The sequence below is a fragment of the Hyphomicrobium sp. 1Nfss2.1 genome (assembly GCF_965243865.1).
GTDB lineage: Bacteria > Pseudomonadota > Alphaproteobacteria > Rhizobiales > Hyphomicrobiaceae > Hyphomicrobium_A.
Map to the genome: position 1 here is coordinate 2,674,143 of NZ_OZ251603.1, position 18,047 is coordinate 2,692,189.

Here is an 18,047-nt window from a genome sequence, read left to right on the forward strand (position 1 = left end):
CCCACTCGGCGGCGCATTCTCCGGCGCCTAGCCAGAATACCATAAACAAACTATTATTGACTTACGAGTCAGTCAATAATATTGATCGCCGGGACGGCTTTGCGGGGGTGCCCCGATGTGGGTGGGCTCTAAAGTATTGATATTTGGCCACTTACTGGTCGCAGCGTCTGTATTGGGCGGCTGTGGCGATACCGGCGGTGGCCCACAAAAACAGACGGCTCTCGTCCGCACGCAAGTCGTCTCTAAGGTCGCCTACACGCCGAAGACGTGCCTCACCGGCGAGGTGAAAGCGCGCGTCCAGACCAATCTTTCATTCCGCGTGTCGGGCCGCATCATCGAGCGCAACGCCGAGGTGGGCGATCACGTCACGCCCGACAAAGTGCTCGCCCGCATCGATCCCGCCGAGCAGCGCGCCGACGTCATTTCCGCCGAGGCGGCACAGCGTTCAGCGGACGCCCGCGTACGCCAGACGGCGGCGGCTTTCGAGCGCCAAAAGGCGCTCATCAAGGACGGCTTCACCACTCGGCGAGACTACGACCAGGCTGAAGAGGCACTACGCACGGCCCAAGGTTCGCTTGAAGCAGCAAAGGCGCAGCTTGGCAGTGTGCGTGATGCGCTTTCCTTCACCGAACTGCGTTCCAGCTCCGCCGGCATCGTCACCGCGCGCAATGCCGAGGTTGGACAGGTCGCTCAAGCAGCACAGACGATGTTCTCGCTTGCAGAGGATGGCGAACGCGACGCCGTGTTCCACGTTTACGAGGCAGCTTTTTTGCACGAGATGGCCTCGCCTGACATCGAGCTGTCGCTTGTCTCCGATCCAAGGATCACTGCCAAGGGCGTGGCCCGTGAGGTTTCGCCGAGCACCGACACGACTTCGGGCACGGTGCGCGTCAAAGTTGCGATTACCAATCCCCCGCCCGCGTTTGCGCTCGGCTCCGTCGTATTCGGTTGCGCCACACAGAAGCCGAGACAAGTCGTCCTGCTTCCGGCCGGTGCACTGACGAACATCGCCGGAAAACCGGCCGTCTGGATTGTCGACGCCAAGACGCTTCACGTCGCGCTGAAGCCGGTGACTGTCGCCTCTTACGAGACGCAGGCAGTCGTCATCGACGGCGGCCTGGAACCCGGAGAGCGTGTCGTCACTGCCGGCGCCAAGCTGCTCCGCCCCGATCAGACAGTCATTATCGCCCCCGACGAGGCATCATGATCGCACGAACAAAAAAGTTTGCTGGCCGGTCGCTGATGCTGACCTTGCCTCTGTTGGCGCTCGTTGGATGTGATGAGGCGAAGGATCAGCCCGCGCCGCCTCCGCGTCCCGTGCTCACGGTCGTTGTCTCCGGGCCGCACGCCGAGGTGCTATCTTTCGCAGGCACTGTCGAGCCACGCTACCGTGCCGACCTGAGCTTCAGGGTGCTGGGTCGTATCGTTGCGCGCGATGTCGAGGTCGGCGACGTCGTTCACAAGGGGCAGCGCGTGGCGGCGCTCGATCCGACGGCGCTGCAACTTGCCGTGCGCAGCCAGCGCGCAGCGCTCGCCAATGCACAGGCGACGCTCACCAATGCCGCCGCGGTCGAGGAGCGCCAACGCGCCCTGCGCGATCGCAACGTGACCGCACAAGCAACGTTCGAAACAGCTGAGCAGGCGCGCATTGCGGCCGAGGCAGAGGTGACGCGCACGCAGTCCGGGCTCAGCAAGGCGGAGGAGCAACTCACCTACACAGAGCTGCGCAGCGACTTCGACGGCGTCGTGACTGCCATCAGCGCGGAGGTCGGCCAAGTCGTCTCCGTCGGGCAAACCGTCATCACCGTCGCACGGCCGGACGTGCGCGAAGCTGTCGTGGATATTCCAGAGACGGCTAGCCGCAATATCGGTCCGGGGACGCAGTTCGAAATCAGCCAGCAGCTCGATGAAAGCCGGAGCACTTCTGGTGTCCTCCGCGAGATCGCGCCCGAAGCGGACGCCATCACCCGCTCGCGCCGTGCACGCATCACCCTTTCCGAGCCGCCCGAAACTTTCCGCCTTGGCACCACTGTGACCGTGAAGATCAAGCCAGCCGCGGGCACACCACACAACGTCCGACTGCCGGCCTCGGCCTTGATCGAGCGCGGCGGCGGATCAAGCGTCTTCATCGTCAACGAAAAGACGGGTGCCGTTGCCGAGGTGCCGGTCGAAGTTGTCGGTCATAGCGGTGGTTCGGTCATCGTTGCCGGAGCGCTGTCGGCTGGGACGCACGTCGTTTCGGCAGGCGTTAAGAGCCTGTCCGTCGGCGAACACGTCCGCATCGAAGTGGGAGCAGTCCGCTGATGCAGAAGCCGTTCAATCTTTCCGAGTGGGCACTCGCGCACCGCTCCCTCGTCACATATTTCATGCTGGTATTCTCGCTCGCCGGCTTCTTCTCGTATCTCAACCTTGGCCGCGAGGAAGACCCCGCTTTCACCATCAAGACGATGGTGATCGTCGCGCAGTGGCCCGGTGCCTCGGCCGAGGAAACCACGGAGCAGATCACAGACCGTATCGAAAAGAAGCTCGAAGAGCTGGAGTCGCTCGACTATACGCGCTCCATCACCACGCCGGGCGAGACCACCATCTTCGTCAACCTTCGCGATTCGACCAAAGCCAGCGATGTTGCGCCGACCTGGATGCTGATCCGCAACATGATCGGCGACATTCAGGGGCAATTTCCAAGCGGCGTCGTTGGACCGTTCTACAACGACCGCTTCGGCGACGTGTATGGCAATATCTATGCCTTCACCTCCGACGGCCTCACCCAGCGTCAGTTGCGCGACTACGTCGAGCAGGTGCGCGCCAAGGTGCTCACCGTGCCGAACGTTGGTAAGGTCGACATTGTCGGAGCCCAGGACGAAGTGGTCTTCCTGGAATTCTCGCCGCGTAAGATCGCCGCCTACGGCATCAACCAGCAAGCCATTGTTTCCGCACTTCAGGCGCAGAACGCAATCGTGCCGTCGGGCGTGATCGAGGCCGGCGCCGAGCGGATCAACCTGCGCGTCAGCGGCCAGTTCACCTCCGAAAAGGATCTGCAGTCGGTCAACCTGCGCATCGACGACCGCTTCTTCCGACTGAGCGACGTTGCCACCATCCGCCGCGGCTATGTCGATCCGCCGAGCGCGCTGTTCCGCTACAACGGCGAGCCCGCCATTGGTCTGGCCATCGGTATGCGCCCGAAGGCGAACCTTCTGAAGTTCGGTGAAGCGCTGCACGAGGAGATGTCCCGCATCTCTGCCGAACTCCCAGTTGGCATTGATGTGCATCTCGTTTCCGACCAGCCCCTCATCGTCGAGGAGGCCGTGTTCGGCTTCACGCGCGCACTGTTCGAGGCCGTCGCGATTGTGCTCATCGTCAGCTTCGTGTCGCTCGGCATGCGCGCAGGCATGGTCGTCGCGCTGTCGATCCCGCTCGTTCTCGCTATAACCTTCATGGTCATGGCCAATTCAGGCATCACGCTGCAGCGCATATCGCTCGGCGCGCTCATCATTGCGCTCGGACTGCTCGTCGATGACGCCATGATTGCGGTCGAGATGATGGTGGCGCGTCTCGAGGTGGGCGACCCTCTCGAAAAGGCTGCCAGCTACGTCTACACGTCCACCGCCTTTCCCATGCTCACTGGCACGCTGGTGACGGTCGCTGGCTTCATCCCCATTGCCTTCAACGGCAGCGCCGCGGGCGAATTCACGTTCACGCTGTTTGTCGTTCTCGCCGTGTCGCTGCTCGTTTCATGGATCGTCGCGGTGCTGTTCACGCCGCTGCTCGGTGTCTGGCTTCTCCCAAAGAGCATGCACAAGCACCATGACAAGCCCAGCCTGCTGTCTCGAATATTCAACGGCTTGCTCCGCGCTTGTATGCGCCACCGTTGGCTCACCATCGGCGCCACGCTCGCCATGTTTGTTGCTTCGATTGTCGGTATGGGCTTCGTGCAGCAGCAGTTCTTCCCCTCGTCAGATCGGGTCGAGCTGATCGTCGATTGGAATCTGCCGCAGAATGCCTCCATCGTCGAAACCAAGGCGCAGATGACGCGCTTCGAGAAGGAAGCGCTCGCGGGCGACCCGGACGTCGTGCGCTGGTCGTCCTATATCGGCCAGGGCGCCATGCGCTTCGTGCTCTCCTTCGACGTGCAGCCGCAGCATGAGTCGTTTGGCCAGACCGTTATCGTCACCAAGGATCTGGAAGCCAGAAACCGCCTGCAGAAGAAGCTGGATGCGTTCGTACGGCGTGAGTTCGTCGGCACTGACGCTAACGTCAAGCTGCTCGACATTGGCCCGCCCGTCGGCCGGCCGGTGCAGTACCGATTGAGTGGCCCCGACCTTCAGACCGTTCGCACGCTCGCACAGCAGCTTGCGACAGTCGTCGGCGCTAGCAAGCGAATCGGCGACGTGGTCTTCGACTGGAACGAGCCCGCACGTGTTGTGAAAGTGAACGTGCTGCAGGACAAGGCGCGCCTTCTCGGCCTGACCTCTGAGGATATCTCGTCCACGCTGAACGGCATCGTTGGCGGCAACACGATCACCCAGATCCGCGACGACATCTATCTTGTCAACGTAACCGCCCGCGCGCAGGCGGCCGAACGCGGTGCCATTGAGACGCTGCAGAATCTCCAGCTTTCGGCATCGAACGGCCAGCCTGTTCCGCTCGCTGCCGTTGCCACCTTCGAGTACGGTCAGGAGCAACCGGTCATTTGGCGCCGCAATCGCCTGCCGACCATCACCATCAAGGCAGGCACCATCGGCGCAGTTCAACCCGCAACGGTCGTCGCCGAGCTTGCGCCCGGCATCGACAAGTTCAACGCAGCGCTTCCCGCCGGCTACCACGTCGTCACTGGCGGCGCAGTGGAGGAAAGCGCCAAGGGCCAGGGACCGATCATCGCAATCGTGCCGTTCATGCTGTTCGTGATGGCGACCATCCTCATGATCCAGCTTCAAAGCTTCCAGCGCCTGTTCCTCGTCGTCGCTGTCGCCCCGCTTGGGCTGATCGGTGTCGTCGCCGCTTTGCTTCCCAGCGGCGCGCCAATGGGCTTCGTCGCCACACTGGGTGTGCTGGCGTTGATCGGCATCCTGATCCGCAACTCCGTCATCCTGGTCGTACAGATCGAACATTTGCGCGATGAAGGCGTTGCTGCGTGGCAAGCCGTTCTCGAGGCAACCGAGCACCGCATGCGGCCCATCATGCTCACTGCCGCTGCGGCCAGCCTCGCGCTCATCCCAATCTCCCGCGAGGTATTCTGGGGGCCGATGGCCTACGCAATGATGGGTGGCATCATCGTCGGTACCGTCCTCACGCTGCTGTTCCTGCCGGCGCTTTATGTCGCCTGGTTCCGCATCAAGGAGCCAGCGGGTCATCCGGGGCCCGCTCCGAGCCATGGCGTTCTAGCCGATGCGCCAGCCTGAGCATTTAAGCACACGCGTTGGTGGGGGAATGATGTTGTCAGTAACTCGTGAAGAGCGCATCGGTCTGTTTGTCGACGGCATCAGCCTGCATCATGCGGCGGACGTGCTGCAGTTGAGGATCGACTTCAAACGCCTGCTTGCCCTCTTCCGCCAGCGCGGGCGGCTTGTGCGGGCGCACTACTATACGGTCTCGCTGCAAGAGGCCGACCCAAACCCGCAGAAACCCCTGCTGGACTGGCTGACCTTCAACGGTTTCACCGTGGTGACGCGCAAAGCGATGGACAGCCACGAAAGCGCGAATGCCCTCGCATTAGCAGTCAACATCAGTGTCGACGCGATGCAGCTTGCCGCCAATCTCGATCGCATAGTGCTCGTGTCCCAGTGTCGTGAACTGCAGCGCCTCATCGATGCGCTCAAAATCATGGGACGCAACGTGAGCGTCGTCTCGACATTGCGCAACCACATGGTGGCCGACGAGCTGCGCCGTCAGGCCGACGAGTTTCTCGATCTGGATGATCTGCGGCCGATCTTGAGCGCCGATGTGTCGGAAAACGCGTAGCAGCCACGCTCACACGCAGCGCTTCAGAGCCCCGATTGACCGCGTTTGCTGAATAGGGCCGTCACCACCGCGACGATGATGGCTGCTGGAATGGCGATGAGCAGCAACGCGCCGACGGCGACAGCGACACCGAAGAAGAGGAATGCCAGGAAGACGAGGGTCAGCAATCCGCTGAGCATGGCGCCGGCAGCCAGCAGCCACGCGCGCCACCCCGTCACGACAGTGGTGCGCCCGTTCCTCTCGACAACCAACATCGGCCGTTGTTCGTCCATGCGCAGCTCCCGCGAGTGAGGCATGCTGGCTGATGCGGCGCTCGCCCGTCAAGTCTTATGGCTCTACGGGCGATTGCCTGATCCACGCCATCAGGTAAAAGGCATCCGCGTCTGGAGGATGTACGCCATGATCGATCTCTATTATTGGACGACGCCCAACGGGCATAAGGTCACGATCTTCCTCGAAGAAGCGAAGCTGCCTTATCGCATTCGACCGGTGAACATCTCCAAGGGCGATCAGTTCAAGCCGCAGTTCTTGCGCTATGCCCCGAACAATCGCATTCCCGCGATCGTCGATAAAGATCCAGCCGACGGCGGCGACCCGATCAGCATTTTCGAATCGGGCGCCATACTTCAGTATCTCGCCGAGAAGACCGGACGCTTCCTGCCGAAGAACGTTCGCGGCCGTGTCGAGGTGATGCAATGGCTGTTCTGGCAGATGTCTGGCCTCGGGCCGATGGCCGGTCAGAACCACCACTTCGCGGTCTACGCTGCAGAGCGCATCCCCTACGCCATCGACCGCTACGTGAAGGAGACCAATCGACTCTACGGCGTCCTAAACAAGCAGCTCGCTGGCCGCGAGTTTATTGCGGGTGCCTATTCGATCGCTGACATGGCCTGCTACCCATGGATCGTCCCCTATGAGCGGCAGGGGCAGAACCTTGATGATTTCCCGCACTTGCGACGCTGGTTCCTCGCCATGGGCGAGCGGCCGGCAGTGCAGCGCGCCTATGAGATCGCCGCAAAGGTCAACACAAAGGCGACCGTGACCAAAAGCGCCAAGAAGGTACTCTTTGGACAGAATGCGAAGACACTCACAAAGAAGGTGCCCCGAAAGCCCGCACGCAAATCACCCGCTAAGCCTCGCTCGCGCTAAGTCCGGCGCGTATACGGCAGCACGAAGGGAATTCCGGCGTCCGGCGTCGTGTTGGTTCGCACCTCGCAGCCATACGAGCGCGAGAGCAACGCATCGTTTATGACCTCCTGCGCCGAGCCGCGCGCGGCAATCTCGCCGCGGCACATCAGCACCAGCTCGTCGGCGAAGGCCGCCGCTAAATTGAGATCATGCAGCACCGCCAGCACGGCGCGGCCTCCCTCAGCCTGCCGGCGCGCTTCCTCCAGCACCAGTCCCTGATGCGCAAGATCGAGGCTTGCAGTGGGCTCGTCCAGCATGAGGATTGATGATGATCCGCGTCCTTCTCGGTCCGCAACGGTGAGCTGCAGCAGCGCCCGCGCAATGTGCACGCGTTGCTTCTCGCCGCCAGACAGGTGCGTGTAGAAGCGGTCCGCGATGGCCACGAGCCCGACAGTGCGCAGGCAGTCCATCGCCATACGCTCTATCTGCGCCGACGCCGCGCCGAACCCAGGCACGGTTGCCCCCAAAAGCACCACCTCGCGCGCAGTGAACGGAAACGACAGCGCTGTTGCCTGCGGAACCACCGCGCGCCTGCGTGCCAGGGCGGCGGCGTCGAAGCTGCGGAGTGAGCGTCCATCCAGTTCCACCGCTCCGGACGTCGGCCGCAATTCACCGGACAAGAGTCGCAGCAGCGTGGACTTGCCGGCGCCGTTCGGCCCGATGATGGCAACGAGGCGCCCCGGCCGCAGCGCAAGGTCGACCTTCGAGACCAGCGTCTTTCCGCCGATTTGATAGGTGAGCGATGAAGCTTGCAGCATTCTTCACTCCATGCCGCCGATGCCGCGCTTCATGACGAGATGCAGGAAGACCGGCGCGCCGATGCCAGCCATAACGATGCCGATCGGCAGCTCTGCCGGCGTCACCATCATCCGCGCCGCGATGTCGGCCGCTAGCATCAGCGTTGCACCAAGCAGCGCGCTGCCCGGCAGCACCACGCGATGATCTGGGCCTGCCAGCAGACGCACCACATGCGGCACCACAATGCCGACGAAGCCGATAACGCCCGCCATGGCCACCGCTGCGCCAACCGACGCGGCCGTCACGATAATGGCGATGGTCTTGGTCCGCTCGACGTTGACGCCCAGATGGAAAGCTTCCGACTCTCCAAGCAGAAACCCATTGAGCCCGCGTATCAGCGCCGGAGTCATCACCACGATCAGCACGGCAAACGGCATCACGGCGAACACCTTCGGCCAGGTCGATCCGCCAAGGCTGCCCATCGACCAGAACGTCAGGTCGCGCAGTTCGCGGTCATCGCTCGCGTATGCGATGAGCCCCGTGAGCGCGCCCGACAATGCACCCAGAGCGATGCCGGCTAGCAGGAGCGTCCCGACCATGAGCTGGTCATGGCGCCCGGCAATCAAAACCAGCAATCCCGTTGTCGCGACGCCGCCCACGAATGCCGCAACCGGTAGCGCATAGACTCCCAGCGGCTGCAGCAGTGGTGCCGCGATGCCGTTGCCGAGCGCGATGGTGGCCACCGCCGCAAGCGCAGCACCCGACGACACGCCGATCAAGCCGGGGTCGGCCAGAGGATTGCGAAACAGCCCCTGCATGATCGCGCCGGCAACCGCCAGGCTCGCACCGACAAACATGCCGATCAGTGTGCGCGGCATGCGGATGTCGATCAGGACAAGCTGCTCGCGCGCTGCCGAGGCATCGCTCGTCATCCCGAGCGCCGATGAGATCGCCCGCGGCAGCGAGCCGAGCGAAATCCCTGTCGGCCCGAGTGCCAGCGAGGCCGTCGCGGCCACGGCGAGCAGCACGGCGGCGCCCACGACGAGCTGCGCAGTGCTGAGCGGATGTGCGGAACGCTTCTTGCTGCCGGGCAGTACCAGAGCCTCGCTCGTCATTTTTCCGCGCTCGCGCGCTTTATCGCCAGCTCCGGATAGAGCGCGATCATGAGTTCGCGTGCAGCGCGCGCGCAGCGCGGCCCGAAGCCCAGCAGATATAGCGCATTCATCTCGATGATTTTGTTCTGCTTCAGGGCGGGGCTGTCGGCCAGCGCCCTTACGGTCGAAACTGGATCAGACGGAGGGCCGGAACGACCGCTCTGCATGGTGACGACCACGTCCGGCGCGAGCTCCACGCCCGCTTCATCGGCGAGCGGCTTGTAGCCGTGCGCATCACCCGCCGCGTTGACGGCTCCGGCGAGCTTGAAGATCGCATCTGCCGCCGTTCCGGTGCCTGCAACAGTCGCCCGCCCGTTCTGTACGCTCAGCACGAATAGAGCGCGTTTCGGCGAGGCGATCTTGGCGCGCTGCTCTGCAAGCAAGGCGAAATCGGATTCGACCTCCCTCGCCAGCGCCTCGCCCGCCGCCTCCGCATCGACAACCGACGCGATGAATCGGATTTTCGCGGCAACGCCTTCCGGCGTCTTGTCATCCGGCACGACCACGTAGGGGATCGATGACGATTGCAGCACCGAGACCACGGGAGGCGGTCCCGCATCCTTGGCCGCAATGATCAAGGTCGGATTGGTGGAAAGAACGCCCTCGGCAGACAGCGCGCGCATGTAGCCGACGTTTGTCTTCGTCCCGAGCGCCTGCGGAGGATGCTGACTGGTCGTGTCGACAGCAATGACTTTCCCGTCCGCGTTCAGTGCGTAGAGAATCTCGGTGATATCGCCACCGATGGACAAGATGCGCGAGGTGTCCCCTATGGTGACCTTGCGACCACTGCCGTCGACGATGGTCTTATCGGCCAGCGCCGACCCGGCGACCAGCATCAGCGCTGTTGCGACAGCGACACGCAGCGTCTCGAATGCGTACAGGCGACGAAGAAACATTTGTCCTCACTTTGTCAGGATGAGCTTGCCGTTGGCGGTGATGCGCAAGCGGTAGTCCTGGCCGTCATGCTCGAGGATTGCCTCTTTGCCGCCTTGCAGAATTTCAGACACGAGAACGCGCACTTTCTTGTTTTGTGTCTCGCTGTTGGCTTCGGATTCGTGTGCGTCTTTTCTTGCGTCGACGGCGGCCGTCATGACCTGCGCTCCGTGATTTTCGTTCTGGCCTCTTTGCGAGTGCAGCACGCGCGCTGAGTGTCGATGCCGAGCGCCGATGATGCTGCAATCGCAATGTTGACTTCAATAGTCATAAAAGATTACTTTGCACAAGCCCGGTTAACCGGGATCTTTTGCGCTTGCCTCCAGTCGGGGCCAGTGCGAGGCGAGCCCGCCAGTACGCTTATCGTGCGTGAGCCAGCCAGCCCTTTGCGTTCAGAGTTGGGGGTAGCTGAGTCATGTTTGTGCGTAGCGTTGGCGTATGCCTGGGCGGCCGAGCGAGTTCGGAGCTTTGGCCACGAACTCCGGAAGCGGAGCACGGCGATTCTGGAAGGGTTGGCGAGGGGAAGCCGCAGCGCCTCCTTACTCCCAGGTCTGCGGCATCACAGCCGTTCCTGAAATCGTTGTTCTTCGTCAGCGTATCGGCCCTCGCGCTGGCAGTCGCCGGCAAAGCGATCGCGCAAGAAGCTGAGCTGCCCCCACTCGTCGTCGAAGGCAATAAGCCGAAGCCGAAGAAGAAGGCCGCCGCTAAGAAGTCTTCTGCATCGACGGCAGCCGTGGCACAGACCCAGGCGCCCGCCCCATCTCCTAGCGACAAGCGAGCGGAGGCTGTCGAAGCTTCGGACGTCCCGTACACCGTGCCCGCTGGCGTCAGCGTGATCGGCAGTGGCGAGATTGACACCTTCGGTCAAACCCGCGTCGACAACGTTCTGCGCACGACGCCCGGTACTTTTACGCGTGAGAGCTCGAGCAATCCCGGCATCGCGGTGAACATCCGCGGCTTCGAGGGCCAGGGCCGCGTCGGCATGAGCATCGACGGCGTGCGTCAGAACTTCCGTTTCACGGGCCACGAGGCTTCGGGATTCGCGTACGTTGACCCGCTGCTGCTCGCAGGTATCGAAATTCAGCGCGGTGCCGTTTCAACTGTGGGCGGCGCCGGTGCGCTAGCGGGCACCGCAAACTTCCGCACGCTCGATGTTGAAGACGTTCTTAAGCCTGGCAAGGCTGAGGGCGCTTTGACGAGCCTTTCGTGGGGAAGCAATGGCGTGGGCTGGGCCGAGATGGGCGCAGCCGCGATGCGCAGCGGCGGTGTCAGCATTGTCGGGGCGTTGAGCCGCCATGATGAGTCGAACTACAAGAACGGCAGCGGCCAGACTGTTCCCTACACCGGGGAGGATCTCTGGTCCGGCCTCGTGAAACTGCATTTCGACATCGCCTCCGACGAGCGGCTTTCTTTCCAGGCCATGCGCTACAACAACGATTTCGTCGCCAACTCCTATGATCAGACGCTCACGTCGGATATCTACAAAATGGGTTACGTGCTGCGTCCTGCCGACAATCCGCTCGTCGATCTGCGCGCCAACATCGCGATCAGCAATGTGGAGATGGAATACGGCGCGCAATACGCGGGCACGCCATCCACCATCGAGAACGCAGAAGGACGTATTATCGAGGATCGCGGCATCACCGCCGACATCTCGAACACCTCTCGATTTATGCTGGGCAATGTGCGTGTAACGTCGAACTACGGTCTCGAATACTACTACGACGACGTCAGCGCTTCGAACGGGGGCGTCAATCCGAGTGGCACCTCGGATCTGGGCAGCGGGTTCACCCAGACAACGTTCTCGTACGGCATCTGGGATCTGATCGGCGGTCTCCGCTATCAGAAGTTCAACCTCGACGGTCAGGCGATACTGACAGCTGCGAATCCCTTTGGGCTGCCTGCGGGCACATACGATCTCGATCAAAGCGACTCGAGTTGGGATCCCAAAGTCACGCTCGCAGCGAAAGTCACCGATTGGCTGCAGCCATACGTGACGTATTCGCAGTCCATGCGCGCGCCCACCGTGAATGAGACACTCATGGCGGCGACGCATCCCTACTTCCCGCCGTACTACGTTCTTGAGTTCGTCCCTAACCCCTTCCTGGTGCCCGAGAAGCAGAAGGGCTGGGAATTCGGCGTCAACATCATGAAGGATGGTCTTCTTGCACCGAAGGATAAATTCCGTCTGAAGGCAGACTACTACAGACAGGATGTAGAGAACTATATCTCGTCATGCATCGTTGAGACGTTCACGCCTCCGTATTCGCAGCGCGACTACGCATATTTCTGCAACAACTTCGGAACGACGAATGTGCAGGGCGTAGAGGTTGAAGGTGATTATGACGCCGGATACGCATTTGCCCACCTCGCCTATACGTATACGCACAGTGATATCCCTCAAGACGAAAACGGGCTTGGCGGAGAGAGTTACATGCCTGACCACGTTTTTTCGATGACCGGCGGGCTCCGCTTCCTCAACGAGAAGCTTGTCGTCGGCGCGCGTGGAACCTACGTTTCGCAGACCAATCTCGGTAGCGGCAGTTATCAGGAATCCTACACGCTCGCCGATGTCTTCGGCTCCTACGAGGCGTATGAGGGTTTGACGTTAGGGCTGACAGTCGAAAACGTTTTCGATCGCTCCTACACGCCGGCGCTCAATACCGTCCCCACCGGTTCTACCGGTGTGGACACGGGCCGCGGGCGCACGTTCTTACTCACCACCCGCGCGCAATTCTGAGCCGGAGCAGCAGGAACGGGACAAGTGGTTCGGTGGCCGCACGGTCGGCGGCGCGTTAAAAGAGACCAGTGTCGGCGGATGAGGCCATCCGCCGACGCACATTTGGCCAAGCCGACGGCGCGGCCGCATACAGCGAAGGAAACAAGCATGTACATCGCCATGAACAGATTCAAAGTCCTCAAGGGCTCCGAGAAGGACTTCGAGAACGTTTGGCTGAGCCGCGATACGCATCTCAACGAGGTGCCGGGCTTCGTCGAGTTCCATCTCCTGAAGGGCCCCGAGCGCGAGGATCACGTGCTCTACTCCTCGCACACGGTCTGGCGCGCTTACGAGGACTTCGAGGCCTGGACAAAGTCTGAGCAGTTTCGCAAAGCCCACGCTGGCGCCGGCGGCAACAAGCCGCTCTATCTCGGTCATCCCGAGTTCGAGGGCTTCACGGTGCTGCAGGAGATCAAGGCTGACGGCTCGCGTCCCGTCGCTGCCGAGTGAGATAAGCGAGCCATGAGCGACGTCATCGACGAGCGTCCTTCGCTCGCGCAGCGCGCCGCGTCGAGCCCGGGCGATCTGTTGGAGCAGATCGCCCGCGACTACGGCGTGAGCACGCTCGATGTGGTGCGGAACCTGCCGGCCGATCAGGCGACTGTCGTGCCCGGCGAAGCCTTCGCCGACATCATGCAGGACATCACCACATGGGGTGAGATCCTGTTCCTGATCCACAACCAGGACATCGTGCTCGAATGCTCGGGCACGTTGCCACCGGGAACCGTTGCCCATGGATACTTCAACATCCATGGCGACAGTCCGATCGGCGGACACATCAAGGCTGACAACTGCAAGGCGATCGCCTTCGTGGTGCGCGGCCTGAAGCGCGTCGGCATGTCGGTGCAGTTCTACAATGCTGCCGGCGAGGCGATGTTCAAGATCTTCGTTCGCCGCGACGCGAACCGAGAGTTGATCCCCGAGCAGGTCGAGATGTTCGAGGCTCTGCGACAGCGCTACGTTGCCGGCTGACGCTGCCTCCCCCTATCCACGAAAGCGATCCTCAGCTATGGGCTGGCCATGAGCCAGCCCATTCTGCTTGTCGCCGCAGCGGCCCTTGTCGACATTGATAATCGCGTTCTCCTTGCGCGTCGCCCGCCCGGCCGCTCAATGGCGGGTCTGTGGGAGTTTCCTGGCGGCAAGGTCGAAGCCGGAGAGTCACCCGAGAATGCCCTGCGCCGCGAACTTCAAGAGGAGCTGGGCATCGACGTGTGCCCCACCTGCTTGCACCCGCTCACCTTCGCGAGCCACGCATATGAGAAGTTCCACCTTCTGATGCCACTCTACCTCTGCCGGCAATGGGACGGCGTTGTCACCGCGCGCGAAGGTCAGGAGCTTGCATGGGTGCGCGCTATGCGCCTTACCGACTATCCGATGCCGCCCGCGGACGAACCACTGATCGCACCCCTCCGCGACCTCCTAGGCTGAAATTCGTCCGCAGGCCGCGGCGCCGCGCTACTCCTTCAGCTTCGTCTCTTTGACGCCGAGCGCATCGGCCAGCCGTGTCTGCGCCGACCCCGGCCGCAGCGGCTTCGGCTGGCTCTCATCCGGCGCCCACGCTGTCAGCGTCAGGATCTCGTACGTTGCTGGCACCCGCCCATCTACAGTGGCGAAGCGCTCCGCGTAGATTTCCGCCGCCCGCAGCAGCAGCCCGCGCGTCACCGGCACGCGCCCACGCGCGCTCAGCATGTTGCTGCCGCCCATGGCCTTGATCTCGCGCATTAGCGCCAGCGGATCGGCATAGGTCACCTTCACCGTATCGGAATCGACGACGGGCAGAGCGAACCCTGCGCGCTGCAACAGCGAGCCCATGTCGCGAACGTCCGCAAACGGGGCGACCCGCGGCGATGCTCCGCCGGTCATCTCCGCCTCGGCTGCGAGCCAGGCTTCGCGTAGCTCTCTCAGCGTCGCGCCGCCAAAAAGCGCGCCGAGGAACAGCCCGTCAGGCTTCAGCGCCCGTCGCATCTGTACGAGAGCCCCCGGCAAGTCGTTGACCAGCTGCAGCGAAAGCCCCGAAACGACGAGATCGAGCGAGGCATCTCCAAACGGCAGCGCTTCCTCGTCGGCAACGACGCGCAGACCTGGGCAGCGTGTCAGCAGCTCCGGCGTCGCATCGACATCGATGATGGTCTCGACCCCGGCAATCCCCGCAATTGCCCGCGACACCAATCCATGATGCGCGCCTATATTGGCGGCCAGCGGAAACGTGCGCCGGACGATCGCCAGCCGCTCAGCCAGATCGTCCGAGACGCGCGCCAGCAGAAAATCGTAATCCTTCGCAGAGGCGGCCACGCGCTGACGCCGCTGCGCCAGCAGCGCGCGGTCGAAAATCCGGTGCGGGGTGTCTTCAGCGGGCAAGGGGGGCCTTCTTCGCTGCTGGCTCGCGGTCGATCCGAATGGGCGCTAACATGCGTCCTGGGCGGCGACTTGGCCAGTCCGGCTAGCTAGTCCACTGGGCAACGGAACCACCGGGTACATGCATACGCAGAGCAGGGGATCGGCAACTTTAGCGCGCGCGGCAGCCGCGATTGCCGACTTTCTCATCCCGCCGACTTGCCTGGCCTGCCATCGTCCCCTCTCGACGCACGATGCCGTCTGCGCCGGCTGCTGGTCGAAGATCGACTTCATCCGCGCCCCGCTGTGCGATCGCCTCGGCCTGCCCATGCCGTTTGATGTCGGCGGCCCGATGATCTCCGCCGCGGCCGAAGCCGATCCGCCGGTCTACGATCGCACCCGCGCCGTGGCCCGCTTCGATGGGGTCATGCGCGACCTCGTGCACGACCTTAAGTTCCGCGACCGCCACGACGCCCGCCGCCTTTTTGGCCGTTGGCTTGCGGAAGCGGGCGCCGAACTGCTCGCCGACGCCCAATTGGTCATTCCGGTTCCGCTGACGCGCACCCGCCTCATCTCGCGACGCTTCAATCAGTCGGCAATTCTGGCCCAGGAGGTCGCGCACATCACCGGACGGCACTATGAGCCGATGGCGCTCCGGCGCGCGCGCCGCACCCCGCCCCAAGTCGGCCTCACCCGCGCCCAGCGGAAGGAGAATGTCGCAGGGGCCTTCGCCGTGCCTGACGTCATGCGGGCGGCGATCGCCGGCGCCAAGATCGTCCTTGTTGACGACGTAGTCACCACCGGCGCCACCGTGAGCGCATGCGCCCGCACGCTTAAGGCCGCAGGGGCTGCGCGCGTCGATATTCTGGCTCTGGCCATGGTTACCGATGCTGCCCTCGTCTCGCCTTGAACCGCGCCGTGAATAATGGGGCTGGGCGAGTCGCCCTTTGCGCGCACACGGCAAAAGCTCTACATTGAAAGCGTGCTGCCGTTGTCCAATCCGGCGGTCGCGGGAAAGGGGATGCTGCGAAATTCCATGGCCAAGGTCACCGTCTACACCACCCGATTCTGCCCCTATTGCCATATGGCCAAAGAGCTGCTGCGCAAGAAGGGCGTCACTGCCTTCGAGGAAATTGACGTCAGCCAGCGCGAATTGCGCGCCGAGATGACCGCTAAGGCTGGCGGCCGGTACACTGTGCCGCAGATCTGGATCGGCGATTGCCATGTAGGGGGCTGCGACGATCTTTACGCCCTCGACCGCGAGGGCAAACTCGACGGGCTGCTCACGACGTAAGTGCAGCTACGCGACGCCCGTTCAGATCCCACGAAGGCTGGGCGCACGAAGAAAGAAGCAATCGATATGCCGGACGCACCAAAGGCGTTTCGCGTTGGCCTCGTGCAGATGTGCTCGGGCCGCGACGTCAAAAAGAACATCGCCGCTGCAACCGCACTCATCCGGGAGGCGGCCGCTGGCGGCGCCGAGTACATCCAGACCCCCGAGATGACCAACATCATGGAGCTGGACCGCGAGCGCCTGCTGCCGGCGCTGCGCGCGGAAGGCGACGATCCGGGCCTGACGCAGCTTCGCTTTCTTGCGCGCGAGCTGGGCATCTGGCTGCACATCGGTTCGCTGGCGCTGCTGGGCGAAGCGGGAAAGCCCGTCAACCGTTCGCTGCTCATCTCGCCGGCCGGCGCCATCGTCGCCCGCTACGACAAGATTCATATGTTCGACGTCGATCTCGGCAACGGCGAATCCTACAAGGAAAGCGCCAACTACCAGGCCGGACGTGAGGCCGTGATCGCGACCATGCCCTGGGGGCAGCTCGGCATGACCATCTGCTACGACCTGCGCTTTCCCCAATTGCACCGCGCACTTGCAAAAGGTGGCGCCAAGTTCATCGCTGTCCCGGCGGCGTTCACCAAGCCGACCGGCATCGCTCACTGGCACACTTTGCTGCGCGCCCGCGCGATCGAATCCCAGTGCTTCGTGTTCGCCGCTGGCCAAGGTGGCATGCACGAGAACGGCCGCGAAACCTTCGGCCATAGCCTCGTGATCTCGCCCTGGGGTGAAGTGCTGGCCGAGGCCGGCGTTCAGCCCTCAGTCACCTTCGCCGATGTTGAATTGCAACGCCTGGATGACGTTCGCCGCCAGGTGCCCTCGCTTCGGCATGATCGGCCGTTCGACGTGATATACGCGGGGGAAACGCCGCCAAACGAGGTCGCGTCGTGATCAAATACCGTTTGCACTGCTCTGAAGATCATGAGTTCGAGGCGTGGTTTGCCTCGAGCGGCTCCTATGAGGTTCAGGTCGCCACCGGCCAAGTCTGCTGCCCAGAGTGCGATAGCCGGGACGTCAGCAAGTCCATCATGGCGCCGAACGTTTCGGTACGGTCGCGCCCACATGACGATGAGATGCCCGCGCGCTATCGCAACCTCGTTCGCGAGGTCGCAAAGGCCATCGCCGCCGGGACCGAGGACGTAGGCGATCGCTTTCCCGAGGAAGCCCGCAAGATCCACTATCGCGAGGTCGAGCAGCGTGCCATCCGCGGCGTTGCATCGCCGGACGAGGCGCGCTCCCTCGTTGAGGAAGGGGTGGAGATCGTGGCCCTTCCACGTCTGCCGGAAGAAGCCAACTAGATCCTGCTCGCCAGCGCTCCCACTGGGGCGCGGCGCCGATCACTCCTGGGCCAGGACGACGACCGTAAACAAAACCGCCGACCGCACGTCCTCCGTGCGAAACTTTGGCTCGCTGTTGTCCGGCGAGATCCACGCATAGCTGCGGCTGTCGTAGTTCCAGATGCCGTGCACGTGGCCTGCGCGATCGATGACCACGCCACCATCCTCGTCATAGGCGAGAGAATAGCCCCGTGCCTTGAGCACCTCGTTCCTCTCGAGGAGGCTAAACAGCTCGCGGTTATGCGCTTCAGGCATTTAACTTCCCCCACTCGCAACTCTTGTCCCAG

General features: G+C 62.8%; 20 protein-coding genes. 13 read left to right on the forward strand and 7 right to left on the reverse strand.

Going from position 1 to position 18,047, the window contains the following annotated elements:
* The first annotated feature begins 172 nt into the window (after positions 1 to 172).
* From ACP15D_RS13020 to ACP15D_RS13035, 4 genes are read left to right on the forward strand one after another with little or no spacing between them, the layout of a single operon-like run.
* On the forward strand, positions 173 to 1,207 hold the full coding sequence (locus ACP15D_RS13020; RefSeq protein ID WP_424957884.1) for an efflux RND transporter periplasmic adaptor subunit: 1,035 nt from the start codon (positions 173 to 175) through the stop codon (positions 1,205 to 1,207).
* Complete coding sequence (locus ACP15D_RS13025) at positions 1,204 to 2,304, forward strand: efflux RND transporter periplasmic adaptor subunit (protein WP_424957885.1); 1,101 nt, start codon at positions 1,204 to 1,206, stop codon at positions 2,302 to 2,304. Before ACP15D_RS13020 ends, ACP15D_RS13025 begins: the two co-directional genes overlap by 4 nt.
* On the forward strand, positions 2,304 to 5,399 hold the full coding sequence (locus ACP15D_RS13030; RefSeq protein WP_424957886.1) for an efflux RND transporter permease subunit: 3,096 nt from the start codon (positions 2,304 to 2,306) through the stop codon (positions 5,397 to 5,399). Before ACP15D_RS13025 ends, ACP15D_RS13030 begins: the two co-directional genes overlap by 1 nt.
* Positions 5,386 to 5,958: an NYN domain-containing protein gene (locus tag ACP15D_RS13035; protein WP_424957887.1), complete on the forward strand. Its 573-nt coding sequence runs from the start codon at positions 5,386 to 5,388 to the stop codon at positions 5,956 to 5,958. The genes ACP15D_RS13030 and ACP15D_RS13035 overlap by 14 nt, the downstream gene beginning before the upstream one ends.
* A gap of 23 nt (positions 5,959 to 5,981) precedes the next feature.
* Here the strand turns inward: ACP15D_RS13035 and ACP15D_RS13040 are convergent, their stop codons facing one another.
* Positions 5,982 to 6,230: a hypothetical protein gene (locus ACP15D_RS13040; RefSeq protein WP_424957888.1), complete on the reverse strand. Its 249-nt coding sequence runs from the start codon at positions 6,228 to 6,230 to the stop codon at positions 5,982 to 5,984.
* A gap of 127 nt (positions 6,231 to 6,357) precedes the next feature.
* On the opposite strand from ACP15D_RS13040, the gene ACP15D_RS13045 reads away from it, so the two are divergent.
* Positions 6,358 to 7,107, forward strand: a complete 750-nt coding sequence (locus ACP15D_RS13045) for a glutathione S-transferase N-terminal domain-containing protein (protein ID WP_424957889.1) — start codon at positions 6,358 to 6,360, stop codon at positions 7,105 to 7,107.
* Here the strand turns inward: ACP15D_RS13045 and ACP15D_RS13050 are convergent.
* From ACP15D_RS13050 to hemP, 4 genes are read right to left on the reverse strand one after another with little or no spacing between them, the layout of a single operon-like run.
* Positions 7,104 to 7,904 (reverse strand): heme ABC transporter ATP-binding protein, encoded by an 801-nt coding sequence (locus tag ACP15D_RS13050; RefSeq protein ID WP_424957890.1) that lies wholly within the window; start codon positions 7,902 to 7,904, stop codon positions 7,104 to 7,106. The genes ACP15D_RS13045 and ACP15D_RS13050 overlap by 4 nt on opposite strands.
* Before the next feature lie 3 nt (positions 7,905 to 7,907).
* A complete protein-coding gene (locus ACP15D_RS13055) occupies positions 7,908 to 8,999 on the reverse strand; it encodes a FecCD family ABC transporter permease (RefSeq protein ID WP_424957891.1) in 1,092 nt (363 codons plus the stop codon).
* Positions 8,996 to 9,934 carry a heme/hemin ABC transporter substrate-binding protein gene (locus tag ACP15D_RS13060; protein WP_424957892.1) on the reverse strand — a complete coding sequence of 313 codons (939 nt, stop codon included), beginning with the start codon at positions 9,932 to 9,934 and terminating at the stop codon, positions 8,996 to 8,998. Before ACP15D_RS13060 ends, ACP15D_RS13055 begins: the two co-directional genes overlap by 4 nt.
* A gap of 6 nt (positions 9,935 to 9,940) precedes the next feature.
* Positions 9,941 to 10,129 (reverse strand): hemin uptake protein HemP, encoded by a 189-nt coding sequence (gene hemP / locus ACP15D_RS13065; RefSeq protein WP_424957893.1) that lies wholly within the window; start codon positions 10,127 to 10,129, stop codon positions 9,941 to 9,943.
* 422 nt (positions 10,130 to 10,551) lie between these two features.
* Here hemP and ACP15D_RS13070 point away from each other — a divergent pair, with 422 nt between their 5' ends.
* The 4 genes from ACP15D_RS13070 to mutT all read left to right on the forward strand — a co-directional run bounded on the left by ACP15D_RS13070 (position 10,552) and on the right by mutT (position 14,178).
* A complete protein-coding gene (locus tag ACP15D_RS13070) occupies positions 10,552 to 12,711 on the forward strand; it encodes a TonB-dependent receptor domain-containing protein (RefSeq protein ID WP_424957894.1) in 2,160 nt (719 codons plus the stop codon).
* A 147-nt stretch (positions 12,712 to 12,858) separates the two neighbouring features.
* Complete coding sequence (locus ACP15D_RS13075) at positions 12,859 to 13,200, forward strand: antibiotic biosynthesis monooxygenase family protein (RefSeq protein WP_424957895.1); 342 nt, start codon at positions 12,859 to 12,861, stop codon at positions 13,198 to 13,200.
* Positions 13,201 to 13,212: 12 nt separating this feature from the next.
* Complete coding sequence (hutX, locus tag ACP15D_RS13080) at positions 13,213 to 13,722, forward strand: heme utilization cystosolic carrier protein HutX (protein ID WP_424957896.1); 510 nt, start codon at positions 13,213 to 13,215, stop codon at positions 13,720 to 13,722.
* Between the two features lie 48 nt (positions 13,723 to 13,770).
* Positions 13,771 to 14,178 carry an 8-oxo-dGTP diphosphatase MutT gene (gene mutT, locus ACP15D_RS13085; protein WP_424957897.1) on the forward strand — a complete coding sequence of 136 codons (408 nt, stop codon included), beginning with the start codon at positions 13,771 to 13,773 and terminating at the stop codon, positions 14,176 to 14,178.
* 27 nt (positions 14,179 to 14,205) lie between these two features.
* Here the strand turns inward: mutT and ACP15D_RS13090 are convergent, their stop codons facing one another.
* A complete protein-coding gene (locus ACP15D_RS13090) occupies positions 14,206 to 15,108 on the reverse strand; it encodes a methyltransferase domain-containing protein (RefSeq protein ID WP_424957898.1) in 903 nt (300 codons plus the stop codon).
* Positions 15,109 to 15,226: 118 nt separating this feature from the next.
* Between ACP15D_RS13090 and ACP15D_RS13095 the strand changes: the two genes are divergently transcribed.
* The 4 genes from ACP15D_RS13095 to ACP15D_RS13110 all read left to right on the forward strand — a co-directional run bounded on the left by ACP15D_RS13095 (position 15,227) and on the right by ACP15D_RS13110 (position 17,721).
* Positions 15,227 to 15,994, forward strand: coding sequence for a ComF family protein (locus ACP15D_RS13095; protein ID WP_424957899.1), 768 nt, complete (start codon positions 15,227 to 15,229; stop codon positions 15,992 to 15,994).
* 126 nt (positions 15,995 to 16,120) lie between these two features.
* The gene (grxC, locus tag ACP15D_RS13100) at positions 16,121 to 16,378 is read left to right on the forward strand and encodes a glutaredoxin 3 (RefSeq protein WP_424959229.1); all 258 of its coding nucleotides are present in this window, start codon (positions 16,121 to 16,123) and stop codon (positions 16,376 to 16,378) included.
* A gap of 66 nt (positions 16,379 to 16,444) precedes the next feature.
* Positions 16,445 to 17,314 carry a carbon-nitrogen hydrolase family protein gene (locus ACP15D_RS13105; RefSeq protein WP_424957900.1) on the forward strand — a complete coding sequence of 290 codons (870 nt, stop codon included), beginning with the start codon at positions 16,445 to 16,447 and terminating at the stop codon, positions 17,312 to 17,314.
* Positions 17,311 to 17,721 (forward strand): DUF1178 family protein, encoded by a 411-nt coding sequence (locus ACP15D_RS13110; protein WP_424957901.1) that lies wholly within the window; start codon positions 17,311 to 17,313, stop codon positions 17,719 to 17,721. Before ACP15D_RS13105 ends, ACP15D_RS13110 begins: the two co-directional genes overlap by 4 nt.
* Before the next feature lie 39 nt (positions 17,722 to 17,760).
* Here ACP15D_RS13110 and ACP15D_RS13115 read toward each other — a convergent pair whose 3' ends face one another.
* The gene (locus ACP15D_RS13115; RefSeq protein WP_424957902.1) at positions 17,761 to 18,015 is read right to left on the reverse strand and encodes a hypothetical protein; all 255 of its coding nucleotides are present in this window, start codon (positions 18,013 to 18,015) and stop codon (positions 17,761 to 17,763) included.
* Positions 18,016 to 18,047: the final 32 nt, after the last annotated feature.